The organism is Tengunoibacter tsumagoiensis, from assembly GCF_003967535.1.
In the GTDB taxonomy this organism is placed as follows: domain Bacteria; phylum Chloroflexota; class Ktedonobacteria; order Ktedonobacterales; family Ktedonobacteraceae; genus Tengunoibacter; species Tengunoibacter tsumagoiensis.
Genome location: NZ_BIFR01000002.1, coordinates 1,855,554 through 1,869,847, shown reverse-complemented (window position 1 = coordinate 1,869,847; position 14,294 = coordinate 1,855,554). Strand labels below are relative to the sequence as shown.

The 14,294-nt window shown below is 51.1% G+C and carries 9 protein-coding genes; 7 read left to right on the top strand and 2 right to left on the bottom strand.

Going from position 1 to position 14,294, the window contains the following annotated elements; all coding sequences use genetic code 11:
- The 6 genes from EL628_RS27605 to EL628_RS27580 all read left to right on the top strand — a co-directional run bounded on the left by EL628_RS27605 (position 1) and on the right by EL628_RS27580 (position 11,085).
- On the top strand, positions 1-5,781 hold the full coding sequence (locus EL628_RS27605; RefSeq protein WP_126583197.1) for a type I polyketide synthase: 5,781 nt from the start codon (positions 1-3) through the stop codon (positions 5,779-5,781).
- A gap of 73 nt (positions 5,782-5,854) precedes the next feature.
- Entirely contained in the window at positions 5,855-6,280 is a 426-nt protein-coding gene (locus EL628_RS27600; RefSeq protein ID WP_126583196.1) for an acyl-CoA thioesterase, read from the top strand.
- A 134-nt stretch (positions 6,281-6,414) separates the two neighbouring features.
- Complete coding sequence (locus EL628_RS27595; protein ID WP_126583195.1) at positions 6,415-8,214, top strand: CRTAC1 family protein; 1,800 nt, start codon at positions 6,415-6,417, stop codon at positions 8,212-8,214.
- Positions 8,214-9,227 (top strand): tetratricopeptide repeat protein, encoded by a 1,014-nt coding sequence (locus EL628_RS27590; protein ID WP_126583194.1) that lies wholly within the window; start codon positions 8,214-8,216, stop codon positions 9,225-9,227. Before EL628_RS27595 ends, EL628_RS27590 begins: the two co-directional genes overlap by 1 nt.
- A gap of 28 nt (positions 9,228-9,255) precedes the next feature.
- Entirely contained in the window at positions 9,256-10,131 is an 876-nt protein-coding gene (locus tag EL628_RS27585; RefSeq protein WP_126583193.1) for an RnfABCDGE type electron transport complex subunit D, read from the top strand.
- 57 nt (positions 10,132-10,188) lie between these two features.
- On the top strand, positions 10,189-11,085 hold the full coding sequence (locus EL628_RS27580) for a helix-turn-helix domain-containing protein (RefSeq protein ID WP_126583192.1): 897 nt from the start codon (positions 10,189-10,191) through the stop codon (positions 11,083-11,085).
- A gap of 96 nt (positions 11,086-11,181) precedes the next feature.
- On the opposite strand, the gene EL628_RS27575 is transcribed toward EL628_RS27580, so the two are convergent.
- On the bottom strand, positions 11,182-11,766 hold the full coding sequence (locus tag EL628_RS27575; protein ID WP_161975823.1) for an HdeD family acid-resistance protein: 585 nt from the start codon (positions 11,764-11,766) through the stop codon (positions 11,182-11,184).
- A 310-nt stretch (positions 11,767-12,076) separates the two neighbouring features.
- On the opposite strand from EL628_RS27575, the gene EL628_RS27570 reads away from it, so the two are divergent.
- Entirely contained in the window at positions 12,077-13,948 is a 1,872-nt protein-coding gene (locus EL628_RS27570) for a glycoside hydrolase family 15 protein (RefSeq protein ID WP_126583190.1), read from the top strand.
- On the opposite strand, the gene EL628_RS27565 is transcribed toward EL628_RS27570, so the two are convergent.
- On the bottom strand, positions 13,868-14,197 hold the full coding sequence (locus EL628_RS27565; RefSeq protein ID WP_126583189.1) for a cyclic nucleotide-binding domain-containing protein: 330 nt from the start codon (positions 14,195-14,197) through the stop codon (positions 13,868-13,870). The two genes, EL628_RS27570 and EL628_RS27565, sit on opposite strands and share 81 nt — an antisense overlap.
- Positions 14,198-14,294: the final 97 nt, after the last annotated feature.

Here is a 14,294-nt window from a genome sequence, read left to right as displayed (position 1 = left end):
ATGGTAGCAGAGATTGCAATTGTTGGTATGGCGTGCCGCTATCCACAAGCAAATTCGCCAGTTGAATTATGGGAGAACATTCTGGCTCAACGCAGAGCTTTTAGACGTATCCCGGCAGAGCGATTGCAGCTAGATGATTATTTTTCTTCTGACCGATCAACCCCTGATAGTACCTATGCGACGCAAGGTGCATTTCTTGATCATTACACATTTGATCGCGTCAGATTCCGCATCTCAGGGAATGCTTACCGTTCAAGCGACCTGGCGCATTGGCTGGCTCTAGATGTGGCATCTCAAGCATTGAGCGATGCTGGTTTTGTGTCTCCTGATCAATTTCCTCGAGCAACGACTGGTGTCATTGTTGGCAATACACTAACGGGTGAATTTTCGCGTGCGCATAGTCTGCGCCTTCGCTGGCCCTATGTGCGGCGCGTGCTGGCCTCTGCTTTACAGACAGAAGGCTGGTCAGCAGAGCACTTAGAAGCTTTTCTTTCCCAGCTAGAAGTGACGTATAAAGAACCCTTCGCCCCGGTCGGTGAGGAGACGCTGGCTGGTGGTCTCTCCAATACCATTGCTGGCCGTATCTGCAATTATTTTGATTTCAAAGGTGGGGGTTATACCGTCGATGGGGCCTGTTCTTCTTCTCTGCTGGCTGTGGCGACTGCTTGTAACGCTCTTGCGCAGGGAGAGCTGGATCTGGCGCTGGCCGGTGGCGTGGATCTGAGCCTGGACCCATTTGAGATTATTGGTTTTGCCAAGACGGCTGCTCTGGCGCAAGATGAGATGAGGGTCTATGATCTGCATTCCGCTGGCTTTTTTCCTGGGGAGGGCTGTGGTTTTGTGACGCTGATGCGGTATGAAGATGCTCTGGCTCAGCAGAGACGTGTCTATGCATTGATTCGAGGCTGGGGCATCTCCTCGGATGGAGCAGGCGGCATCACCCGTCCCGATGTTGAGGGGCAGCTCCTGGCCCTGCAACGTGCTTATCAGAAGGCTCAGATTCCCAGTGAGACGGTGACCTATTTTGAGGGGCATGGCACAGGAACCGCTGTTGGTGATACCACCGAATTGCAGACGCTGACGCGCTTGCGCAGACAGAGCCGCCGGGATGTTCCATCTGCCGTGATTGGATCGATTAAGGCAAATATTGGACATACGAAAGCAGCCGCCGGAGTGGCGGGCTTGATTAAAGCGACGATGGCCGTCTCGACTCAAATACTGCCACCACATACAGGGATCTCTACGCCCCATACAGAATTACGAGGACCAGATGCTGCTCTCCAACTGCTTCACTCCGCGCAAGTCTGGCCCGCTGATCAGCCATTGCGGGCGGGCGTTAGTTCGATGGGGTTTGGGGGCATTAATGCTCATATCGTTCTTGAAGGCGTAGCCTACCATCGACGAACGGCGTTAACCATCAAAGAGCGACAATTGAATGCATCGGTTCAAGATGCTGAGCTGTTTCTTCTGGCTGGAGCCAACCATGGGGATCTGCATACACAAGTTGAGCAGCTCTTAACATTTTCTGCCCGGCTCTCTCTCGCCGAATTGACCGATTTAGCTATCACACTTGCAAAGCAGTCTCCGCAAGGTTCTGTACGCGCCGCTATTGTGGCCTCACGACCAGCGGAGCTTACTGAGCGCCTGGAGAAGCTGCGGGTCATCCTGCAAGAGGGGGACACTGCATATTTTGCTCCGCAGGATGGTCTCTTTCTGGGCGAAGGCTCCCAGAAGCCGCGGATTGGGCTGCTGTTTCCGGGTCAGGGGGCTCCTGCTTATCTGAGTGGCGGACTGCTTCGGCGTCGCTTTGCTGAAGTTGATCGCCTCTATCAACAGGTCAACCTACCATCTGGTGATAATGAGACTGATACCCGTATCGCCCAACCTGCGATTGTCACCTCCTCTCTGGCGGCGCTCAAGATATTGCAACAGGTAGGGATTACAGCGACAGTGGCCGCTGGCCATAGCCTTGGTGAGTTAACGGCTTTCCATTGGGCTGGTGCAATGGATGAGCAGCAGCTTGTGGAGCTTGCGCGTGTACGCGGTGAGGCTATGGGCACGCTTGGGAAGCCAACAGGCGTTATGGTAAGTCTGAAGGCAACGCAACACCAGGTCTCAGCTCTGATTGGTGATGCGGCTGTTGTCATTGCAAGTATTAATGCGCCTCGACAGATTGTGATCTCTGGCGAAGAGTCTGAGGTGAACAGGGTGGTTGAGCGAGCGAAGCAGCAGAAGATTGCGTGTGTTCCGCTGGCCGTCTCACATGCTTTTCATTCTCCACATGTCGCCGCCGCCGCTGAGCCTCTGGCAGCGTATCTGCGTAAGCATCCTCTTCATCCTCTTGAGCGGTCAGTCTTCTCGACCGTTACCGGCGCTTTATTGAACGAAAACGATGACCTTTCTGCAATTCTGTATCGTCAGATTACTGAACCTGTCCAGTTTGTCTCTGCTGTGACTCAGGCCGCCTCTCACGTGGATCTTTTTATCGAGGTTGGGCCGGGAAAGATCCTGAGTGGGCTGGCTGCTCAATCAACAACGGTGCCCGTCCTTCCGATCAATGCAGGAAGTCCTTCTCTGGAAGAACTGCTGAAGGTCATAGGCGCAACATTTGTTCTGGGCCAGCCTCTTAGCTACGATCTGCTGTTTACTCAACGCTTCCATCGCCCTTTTAATCTGAACTGGGAGCCAGCATTTTTAGTCAACCCCTGCGAATTGGCACCGCAGTTTCAGACCGAGAGCCTGACAGTTCGACTGGACCAGCCTGAAAGTGAACCACAGGCCGCGCCAGTTGCTCTTCAGGCCCAGCGGTCGGACGTATCATCCAGCGATTTTATTAAGCAATTAATCGCACAACGCATCGAATTGCCGCTCTCGGCTATTCAGGATCACAGCCGCCTCCTCAGTGATCTGCACCTCAACTCCATCACGGTGGGTCAGGTCGTCTCTGAAGCATGGCGAGCCTTTGATCTGTTACCACCAGTGGCTCCCACCGAGTATGCGAACGCGACCATTGCTGAAGTGGCGCAGGCCCTGGAAGAGACGCAGAAAACAGGCGGAACGGTTGCTCTCGCTGAGAAGATGTCGCTTCCCTCTGGCGTGGATACCTGGGTGCGACCGTTTGAGGTTATTTATCAGCAGGAAGCTCTGCCCGAAACGACGCTTTCGATGGAGGCTGGGAGTTGGAAGGTTGTTACGGAAGCTGGCTTTCCTCATGATGCAGCCCTGCGCCAGCTCGTCTCTTCTCTCCCAGGCTCTGGCCTCTTGCTGTGTCTGAATCCTGAGAGACAGAGTGCACAGATCGGGCTTGTATTGCAGGCCGCGCAGGAGTTTTTTCAACAGGAGCAGATACAGTTTTTTGTTCTTGTGCAGCAAGGACGAGGCTGTGCTGGTTTTGTTCGCACTCTCCACCTCGAGGCTCCCAAGAAAACAGCCTGTGTGCTTGACCTTCCCATTCAGCATCCGCAAGCGAGCGAGTGGTTGCGCCGAGAGCTACAGGCTGCCCGTGGGTATAGCGAAGCCATCTACCAGGATGATGGCACGCGTTTCGTTCCTCGCCTGCAATTGCTCTCGCTGCTGGCGGAGAAACGGCCAGAGGAGCTACTCTGCGATACAGATGTTCTCCTGGTCACAGGTGGCGGCAAAGGAATCGCCGCTGAGGCAGCGTTTGCCCTGGCTCAACAGACAGGAGTCCGCTTGCTCTTACTGGGCCGCTCAGATCCGGAACAAGATAGTGCTCTGGCCGAAAATTTGCGGCGGCTGGTCGCCTTAGAGATTCAGTTTCTCTACCAGCGTGTCGATGTTACCGACGCCAGAGTGGTGAAAGAAGCTATTCAGCGTGCGGAACAAACGCTTGGGCCCATCACAGCCGTCTTACATGGAGCAGGAGCAAATATCCCTCAGCTTATCAGCGCTCAACAAGAAGCAAACATACAGGCAACTCTCCAGCCAAAGATTCAGGGATTACAACACGTTCTGGACGCGCTTGATAAACAGAGATTGAAACTGCTGGTCACATTTGGATCGGTCATTGCGCGAACAGGAATGCGAGGCGAGGCGGATTATGCTCTCGCCAACGATTGGCTGGCCTTCGCAACAGAAGAGTTTCAGAGGCAGTATCCAGACTGTCGCAGTCTCTGTATCGAATGGTCCGTCTGGTCTGGAATTGGAATGGGTGAACGTCTGGGCAAAGTGGAGGCGCTTCTGCGAGAAGGGATTCAACCGATCTCGACCGATGAAGGTCTCGCGGCATTTCAGAACCTGCTTGTCTCTCAGACGCCAGTCCGCGTCGTGGTCTCAGGACGCTTTGGCGAAACGCCAACCTTGCGGATGGTTGAGACAGAGCTGCCACTGCTGCGTTTTCTGGAAGAGCCCCGCGTCTTTTATCCAGGCATTGAACTTATTGTTGATGCAACCCTCTCAACCAGCACTGATCCCTATGTTGAGGATCATCGCTATCGTGGGGAACGCTTGTTGCCAGCCGTCGTGGGCCTGGAGGCCATGGCCCAGGTGGCAAGAGCCGTCACAGGGAAACAAGAGCTACCCACTTTTACCAACGTCCTCCTGTTGCGACCGATTGTGGTGCAGGAGAGAGCAACCGTCGTGATACGCATCTCTGCGCTGGTCCATGCATCAGGTCGTGTTGATGTTACCCTCCGCAGCGAGGATACGGCGTTTCAGGTCAATCATTTTTCAGCCTCCTGCCATTTCGCGCCGCACACAGCGCTGATTGGACACCTATCCCTGTCTACTGAGCAAGAAGTAGAGCTCAGTCCCGAGAAAGATCTGTACGGACGAATCTTATTTCATCAGGGCCGTTTTCAGAGGGTCAGCCGCTATCATCTCCTGCAAGCGAGAGCGTGCGTGGCAGAGATCACGCCATTGACCGGAAAACCCTGGTACGTTCAATATCTTCCAGGCGAGCATATTCTGGGGGATGCTGCGGCCCGTGATGCGCTCATTCATTGTATTCAAGCCTGTATTCCGTATGCCACCCTGCTTCCGGTGGGAATTGAGTCGATCCGTGTCAACAATGTTGTGTCGGAGCGACACTTTGTACTGGCGCAGGAACGTTTCCGAGAAGGCGACATCTTCCATTATGACGTTGAAGTCAGAAGTATAGCCGGAGAGATCATCGAGCAATGGAGCGACCTGCAATTGCGACAGGTTGATATCTTGCCTGATCCAGAGGCCTGGCCTCCAGCGTTATTAGGTCCTTATCTTGAGCGCAAAATGGAAGAGATGCTGCATAAAGACACGACCCTCAGGATTTTAGTACAGTCTGCACACAGTGAAGAGCGTCGTAGACAGAGCGAGCTGGCATTGGGGGCGTTATTACGGACCCCCATCTATCATCGAGCGGATGGAAAGCCCCTACTCATTGACAGAGAGGCGCCTACGATCTCTACAGCCCATTGTCAGGCCATCACCTTAGCCGTCACGTGTGCCGCGGAAGTGGGCTGTGATATCGAAAGTATCAGTGCCCGATCAGCGTCGATCTGGCATGATCTTCTGGGTGAGGAAGGCTATCAACTGGCCTCTCATCTCTCTACCCAGGGGGATGAGGAGCTTGATAGCCTTGCCACTCGGGTCTGGACCGTTCATGAAAGCCTCAAAAAGGCAGGAGCGATGGTTAAGACACCAGTGTTATTTCAAACAACCTATGATAGCGGCTGGTACCTCTTCACTGCGGGAACCTTTCAGATTGCCACCTATCGTACCATGATCAGCGGTCTGACGGCTCCCATTATCGTAGCGATCTGTGTACGCGAGCCCGCTGAATGAGGGTAGCATCCAGGGATCACCAGGATTCCTAGAGGGAGATTGGTATACATAACACGTACCAGGGAGGGAATCTATGCGTACGTATACGTATCATCATATTGTCGGTTTTGAAGAGACCAACCTTGTAGGGAATGTCTATTATGTCAACCATCTGAAGTGGCAGGGCCGTTGTCGAGAGATGTTTTTGCACGATCATGCTCCAGCGATCCTGGCACAATTGGAGCAGGGTCTGGCGCTGGTGACTATTCGTTGCGCCTGTGACTACTTTCTTGAGCTTGTCGCTTTTGATCATATCACCATCTCCATGCGTCTGGGCGCAATCGCGCAGAATCGTATTACCCTCCTCTTTGATTATCTGCGCACAACACCCACAGGCGAAGAACTGATCGCACGTGGCGAGCAGCAGGTCGGTTGTATGCTTCGTGATGGAGAGAGCATGCGCCCCACACCGATCCCTGGTGTCCTTTATGAGGCACTCAAACAATTCAGTGAACCCTGATTTTTCCTATCTTTCTACCTGCTGTAGAGGGCTCACAGGGCAGAATATGCCCTTGAAGATAGAACACAGAGCCATCTTTGTGTCATTTTGTGAAAAAGAAGTTTGCTTGATTGAAAAGAAGGAAAGCTATTGCAATGGAGACTCAGAAAAAGCTTACTGAACCAATGAGTAGACGACAAATGATTGGTTCGCTTGCAACTGCAAGTGTTGGGCTAGTCACTGTAGGCGCGTTGGGGATCAGCAGTCGTACTGGTTGGGTGCAGAACCTGCTTCAGGGGGGAAAAGGCCCACAGCGCCCTGCATTTCAGCTCCAGGAGATCTCTAAGAAAGTTGGCGTCTCTTTTGTGCATCAAAAGGCGGTTCTCGATCATAAACTTGATAATATTATGCCCTGGATGAGCTCGGTGGGAGCCTGTGTAGCGGCAGCAGATTACAATAACGATGGGCATGTTGATATTTTTGCCTCTTCTTCGGGAAGAAATGCCCCCTGCCATTTATTTCGTAATAATGGGGATGGAACCTTCACCGACGTGGCGCAAGAGGCAGGGCTCGTCGATCTGAATCTAGATGGAGCCGTGATGGATGCGGTATGGGGTGATTTTGACAACGATGGTTGGATCGACCTCTATATCGTGAAATGGAGCACCGCCAACCGCCTGTTCCGCAATAATCGGAACGGGACCTTTACCGATATTACCGAAGCTTCGGGCACAGGTGATACCGGGAACGGCAACTCTGCTATCTGGTTTGATTATGATGGCGATGGGCGACTGGATCTCTACATTGGAAACTATTTCCCCCAGGTTGATCTATGGAATATTCCAACCACAAAGATCATGCATAACGACTTTGAGCAGGCGCGGAATGGGGGTCCCAATGTCCTCTATCATAACAATGGGGATGGCACCTTTACCAATGTTGCTCCACAATTAGGTGTCGATGATCGTGGTTGGACGCTAGATGTAGGGGCCTGTGATCTCTTTAATACGGGACGGATGGATCTCTATCTGGCAAATGATTTTGGCCAGGATGTGCTCTATAAAAACAATGGGGATGGAACCTTTACTAATATTACCCATACTGCTATCCCGATTGATACGCGCAAAGGCATGAATGTAGATTTTGCAGATCTGGATGGTGATGGGTATCCCGATATCTATGTCGTGAATATCACGAAGCAAGGATATCTGGTCGAAGGAAACTTCCTCTGGAAGAACAATCGCGATGGAACCTTCACGGATCACGCCCCTGCCTTAGGAGTGGACAATGGCGGCTGGGGCTGGGCTGCAAAATTTATTGATCTCGATAACGATGGTGAGATGGAGATAGTCGCACTCAATGGCTTTGTTTCGGCGGGTCAGGGCGATTACTGGTATTTTCTTGGCACAATGGCGACCACGCCAGGCATTATTGTCGAAGATGCAAAAAATTGGCCTGCGATTGGGACTCGTAGTATCTCTGGCTATGAACGCTCGCGACTCTTTGTCAAAGAAGGTGGAAGCTATGTAGAGATCGCTGAGGTGGCTGGATTGAATGATCTCTACGATGGACGAGGGCTCTGTATCGCTGATTTTGATAACGATGGCCTGCCCGAAATGTTCATTGCGAACCAGGGAGCCCCTTTCCAGCTCTACAAAAATTATCCTCAACAAAAAAATCAATGGATCGGTTTTCATCTCACTGGAAGCGGAAAATCCAATCGTGATGCCATTGGTGCTCGTGTCACCGTGAAAGCTGGCAAAAAGACCTGGGTCAAATGGGTCGATCCAGGTAGTGGTTATGCCTCCCAATCTGATCGCCGCCTCATCTTTGGCCTTGGTTCCCAGACCAGAATTGATAGTGTTGAGATTCGTTGGCCCGATGGACAGATTGAACAACCTGCCGCGCTAGCTCTCAATCGTTATCACCAGATCCAGCAAGGAGGACAGATCTAATGGCTCAGAATGTTACCAATCCGCCAACTCCATTGGTCACCGGTCAGCCACCCAGAGCTCGTAAGAGGAGCAGAACACGAATTGCACTGATCATTAGCTCGAGCGTATTGATTATTGCTCTGCTTGCAGTCGGCGCCTATTTCTTATTTCTCCCGCAGGTGCAACCGTTATCGCTTCCCAAAGTTCCGGCCAATCTGACGCTGGATGATCTGGGGCTGAACAATTGGCAGGTGTATCAAAAACCGATCCCAGCGCATATCCTGGAGGACCAGAGCATACAGCCTGTCGTGCAACAAGATAAGGATCAGATCTTTCTCGAAGCTGCCTTTGGTGAGGCCTTGATCAAGCAAGGCAGTGCAACCCGCGCGCTGGACTATTTAAAAGCTGCCGCGCAATCAGAACCTGATAATCTGCGCTATACCAACGATTATCGCATCGCATTGCGCGATCTCAAGCGCTATGATGAGGAGCACACCTTTTTTGAGCAGCTTGTAGCGCAGCACAATAGCACCAATACCGTTCTCAATATGGCGCTGGTCTATGTAGACGAGATGCGCTCCTGTCCCAAACCACCCGATGGATTGGTCTGTCAGGCCCAGGACTCCTCGCGCTCCATTAGCACATTGAACCCTATATTGGAGCAGCATCCCTACAACATTGTCGCGCGGTTTGCACGAGGCTTAAATAATCTCTACTGGCCCACGCTCATGGGGCATCTCCCCCAGGCCCAGACCGATCTGCAGTACTCCGTCTCCCTACTGAAAACCTTGAACAGCATTAAACACACGTTTACACCTACAGCCTATGCGGCATTGGGGGATGTCTTTGCCAAAAGCAACAAGACCGCCGATGCGCGTAATGTCTGGCTGAATGGGAAGAATGTAGACCCTCAGGCAACCATACTTGATCAACGGCTGGCGATTCCGCAGGATAAGCTGGTGGATCAAGAAGACACAACGATTCGAGGCCTGGGTGTTTATGTTGATACTGGTATTGCTCTGTTCTGGAGTTAATCCTACGAGGTAAGAAAGGAAACAGCTCATGACCTGGAATATTCGTGGCGTGACGATTGTCGCTCCCAAAATAACCGATCCACGGCTCTTTATGACTGGGGTTCTTATTCTCTATACCTCCATCGGTGAGACTATCCTGGCCTTTGATCATCAGTGGACACAGATTGCAACCTCTCTGCTGGTTGCATGTACCCTTGATGTCATCTTGAACTATGTGCGAACGAAGCAGATCATCATCCCCATCAGTGGGGTGATCAGTGGTCTGGGACTGGGCTTACTGATCGAATCTATTCCGCTCTGGCCTTTTATTGTCGCTCCCATTCTGGCGATCAGCTCCAAGTCACTCCTGCGCGTACGAGGGCGGCATATATTTAACCCATCCAACTTTGGTCTGACGATGCTGCTGCTGCTCTTTCCTCAGACAGTTACGACCCTGGCCGCTCAGTGGAGTGGCTCGTTATTGATTGTCATGGTCATCCTTGTCATCGGCGGTTTCACGTCATTTCGCGTCTCACGGTGGGATCTGGTCATCTCCTTTGTGCTCAGCTTCTGTCTCATGGCTGTGCTTGAAAACCTGATCCGTCACTCAGGCTATGTCTTTGCCTTTGGACCACTGCTGGGTGCAGCCTTTCAACTCTTTATTCTCAGTATGATTACCGATCCTAAAACGACCCCTGATACACGAAGAATGCGCATCCTCTTTGGCTTTTCATTGGCCGTGATAGATGGGATTCTACGTCTGATGGATAATCAATACTCTCCTTTTATTGCTCTCTTGATTGTTTCAGCCTGTGTTCCCGTGATTCGCTTGATCTCGGACTGGGTTACGGCTCGTTCACTCAAGAGCGCAGAAGAGCCTGAGGTTACGACCGCTATTGAGGAGAAAGCTTCAATAGCACAATAACATCTGTGTTAAGAAGCAGGGCCAGTTGAATAAACGGCCGAGAGGAGTTAGAGGAGCATGCTGGTTCAATCTCAGCTTGATACCGATTATACGCAGAGACGAGCAGTTTTATTCGATAGCGGTTGCCGAAGAGATAATACCGTTGCCATGCACTATCTTGCAATCGAGCGTGCCATTCGAACCATGCGCGAGAATTTTTATGATGAGTTGACGCTTCAGGATATTGCGGATTCGGCTCATCTGAGCCCGTTCCATTTTAACCGCCTGTTTCGGGCTATGACGAGTATCTCGCCCATGGTTTTTCTGGCGGCGATTCGTCTGGAGTATGCAAAGAATTTGCTCCTCTCTACGAATAGTAGCATCACTGAGATCTGTTTTGATGTGGGGTATCGAAGCCTTGGCACCTTTACGTCGCGTTTCTCTTTGCTGGTAGGTCTGCCTCCGAGTCATTTCAGGGCATTGCAGCAAGAGCCAAAGATGCATCTGCGGCCAAAAGATCTGCGTGAGGCTTTTCACTATTATGATCTGATTGAGAATAAGATCTCTCGAGGCTCTGGTATGACCATCACAGGCCAGGTGAAGTCCCTGCCACCGTTTAAAGGCTTTGTTTTTGTGGGCATCTTTTCAGATCCTCTGCCCCAGGGGCAGCCAGAGAGCTGTGCCATTCTTACTGATGGTGGGATGTATTCAATGACGAATATTCCCGATGGCAACTATTATCTCTTTGCTGCGGCGCTAGATGAGAACCAGACCTTTCTGGATTTTCTGACTCATGGGACGCAGTTATATGGTCGGCAGGGAAGATATCCACTTAAAGTAGAAAATGGTCAGGTGACAGGGCTCACGGAGATAGAGTTGGATCTGGCCAGCTGGGCTGATCCTCCCATGCTTATTGCTCTGCCCTGGCTTGTCTTATCGCGCTTTCTCAGACCAAGAAGCTATCTGCTGTCATAAAATGTCTCGATAAAAAAAGAAGCTCCAGAACGTGTCGATTGATCGATACACTCTGGAGCTTCTTTTTCATCTTTTCTATTTTTCTATAAAGGGGGATTACGCAGGTTGTGTGCCCAACGGATTGACTGAAGAGGCCTGAGGCCGTGAGAGAAAGGCGCGAATCGCCAGTGTCGAGCCTCCAATGATGGCAAAGATGCCCAGCATAATGGGCAATGCTACAGCTCCTAGAAGCGGATTGAAGAATAAGATAACGCCAAATATGACGTTAAGAACGCCCAGGATGATGAGCCCCAACCCTCCTCCACTGGCACCATGCACAATCTGCGCCCCACCCATCAGCAATGCCTCTATCGCCAGAAAAAGCACTAAGATGGCAGGCACAAACAGTGCGCTCCATAAGGGATCGCGTATCACAAGCAGACCTGCAAGCACACCTAATGTCCCTTCAACGATCTTCCAGCCCCACAACGTTCGATCAATACTCAGACTGACAAAGGTCAGTATCCCTACAATAAGCCAGTAGGTTCCCAGCAATTGGACGAGCACGATTAGAGACATTTTCGGTGAGATAAGAAACAACAGACCTACGATAAACAGCGCAATCCCTGCAATCATCGCAAGCCACCATTGATTGGTCGACACCATGCCTCTTCTGGGCATAGATGAGTAATGTAGACGCATGTTCATCTCCTGTCTGGATGTTTTTGACTATTGCTGAAGTTTGAAAGGTCACAATAGGTTGTTCTGCGTTGAAATTTCGCTAATCGGCCACGACATCTCAGAGATGCAGCATGCCGCTACAACCATAGTCTATTTCTCAAATTTTTCTCAACCCTCGAAAGAATGATTTTCTCTTTCACCCAAAAGGATGATCCCTGCGCTCATTTTTTTGGGTGATGTTTTCAGCATAGGTTCATGTTACACTGCGCCAGGACAGCTTTCTAGCTGCTCACGAAGAATCTACTAGAGAGAGGGTGGTCAGGAGATGGCTATGGCGAATACAACATATCCCTATCTGCCAATTGAAGATTATGGCATGATTGGCGATCTTTATACAGTTGCACTGGTGAGTAAGCAAGGATCGATAGATTGGTGTTGTCTGCCTGATTTTGATTCACCCAGTGTGTTTGGTGCTCTGCTTGACGCGCAAAAAGGTGGGTCATTTCGCCTTGCTCCCATTTCTCCGCCTTCATTTTCCACACGACAGTTATATGCGCCAGATACAAACATTCTCATTACACGTTTTATGACCAGCAAGGGTATTGGTGAGATTACAGACTTTATGCCTGTTAAGCATGTGGGGACCGATCATCAAGAGCATCATCTTGTGCGAGCAGTGCGTATGGTCTATGGATCACTTACCTTTCGGCTGGAGTGTCGTCCCGCGTTTAATTATGCACGCGATCCCCACACGCTCAAGGTGTCTGATCATGGTGCCGTCTTTAGTAGTAAGGCATTAGCCCTGGTCTTATCATCATCGGTGCCCTTAACCGATGACCATGAAGGGGGGGTCTCTGCGACCTTCACCCTTTCGGAAGGTGAAACGGTCTATTTTTTCCTGGATAGCTCACAGAATAAGCGTATCCTTCCCCATCCAGCACAATCAGCCCAGTATGATGAGCAGTATACGGAGACCCAGAGGTACTGGCGTAACTGGCTGAGCCAATGTCGTTATCAAGGGCGTTGGCGCGAGTATGTCTATCGTTCGGCTTTAGCGTTAAAGCTCCTCACCTATGCGCCAACGGGTGCGATTGTGGCCGCACCGACGACCAGCCTGCCCGAGGGAATTGGTGGAGAGCGCAACTGGGATTATCGTTTTACCTGGTTTCGCGATGCGGCCTTTACGTTGGATAGCTTGATGACTCTAGGCTTTGTTGAAGAGGCAGACGCCTTTATGGGCTGGCTGAATGAGCGAGTGAAAGAATTGGAGGAGGGGGGATCACTTCAGCCAATGTACACCATTCACGGCGGTTCCGAGATGCCAGAGATGCATCTGGATCATCTGGAGGGCTATCAACGCAGCCAGCCAGTACGCATTGGCAATGCGGCAGCCAAACAACTTCAACTGGATATCTATGGCGAATTGATGGATGTGATCTATCTCTATACTCATTTTCATGGCATCTCCTATGAAGGGTGGATGAAGCTCTGTCAGCAGCTTGAATGGCTGACTGATCACTGGCAAGAGGCAGATGAAGGGATCTGGGAAGTTCGCGGAGGAGCCAGGGATTTTCTCCACTCACGTCTCATGAGCTGGGTGGCTTTTGATAGGGCATTGCGCATTGCACATGAATATGGCCTGCCCGCACCAGTTGAGCAGTGGCGACAGACGAGCGCACAGATTTATCAGGAGATTATGGACAAAGGTTGGAATAACCAGAAAGGGTGCTTTGTCCAGTATTATGGGGGAGAGGCGGTTGATGCCAGCACCCTTCTGCTCTCTCTTACAGGGTTCGTCAATGCGCGTGATCCACGTATGCTGGCTACAATTGAATGTATTCTACAGGAACTGACCATGTTCCCCCATGTGTATCGCTATGATATCGAAACAGCGGCAGATGATGGTCTGGAGGGCCATGAAGGGACCTTTAATATCTGTAGCTTCTGGCTCGTAGAAGCACTGGCGAGAGCAAACCGTGTCGAGGAGGCGCGGCTCGCCCTCGAACATATGCTGACCTATGCCAATCATGTCTCTCTCTATGCTGAAGAGACGGCTATCACCGGCGAAGCTCTGGGGAATTTTCCTCAGGCTTTTACTCACCTTGCCTTGATCCATGCCTGCTTAAGTGTGGATGAAGCGATAGACAATGGCTTTGTCCACTTCTATATCCTCGAACGAAGCAACGTTCAGCAGAAGCGATAGCGGATCAGCAGTTAGCTGGCAAGATATTGATGGATGAAGGCAATTGACCTGTTCTACATTACCAAGATGTTTGATAACATCCAGAGACCCGGCGACTAAAACAAAAAACAATGGAAGCTCGCCCTCTTGAATAAGCCATTCACCTGCCTGCAATCGCACATCTGCTGCTCGATTGGCAATCTGTATCTGTAGTTCTTCAGCCATGTGAGAGCACAAAGGGATCTGCGCCACTGTGTCCAATGTAATCATCTGTAACCTCTGCTTTTATAGAATGAGTAGATTCTCCAGGTTAAATCGTTCTCCGGACCCTCTTAGTGTTCATAGTATCACGCGAAGGGTACGCTCG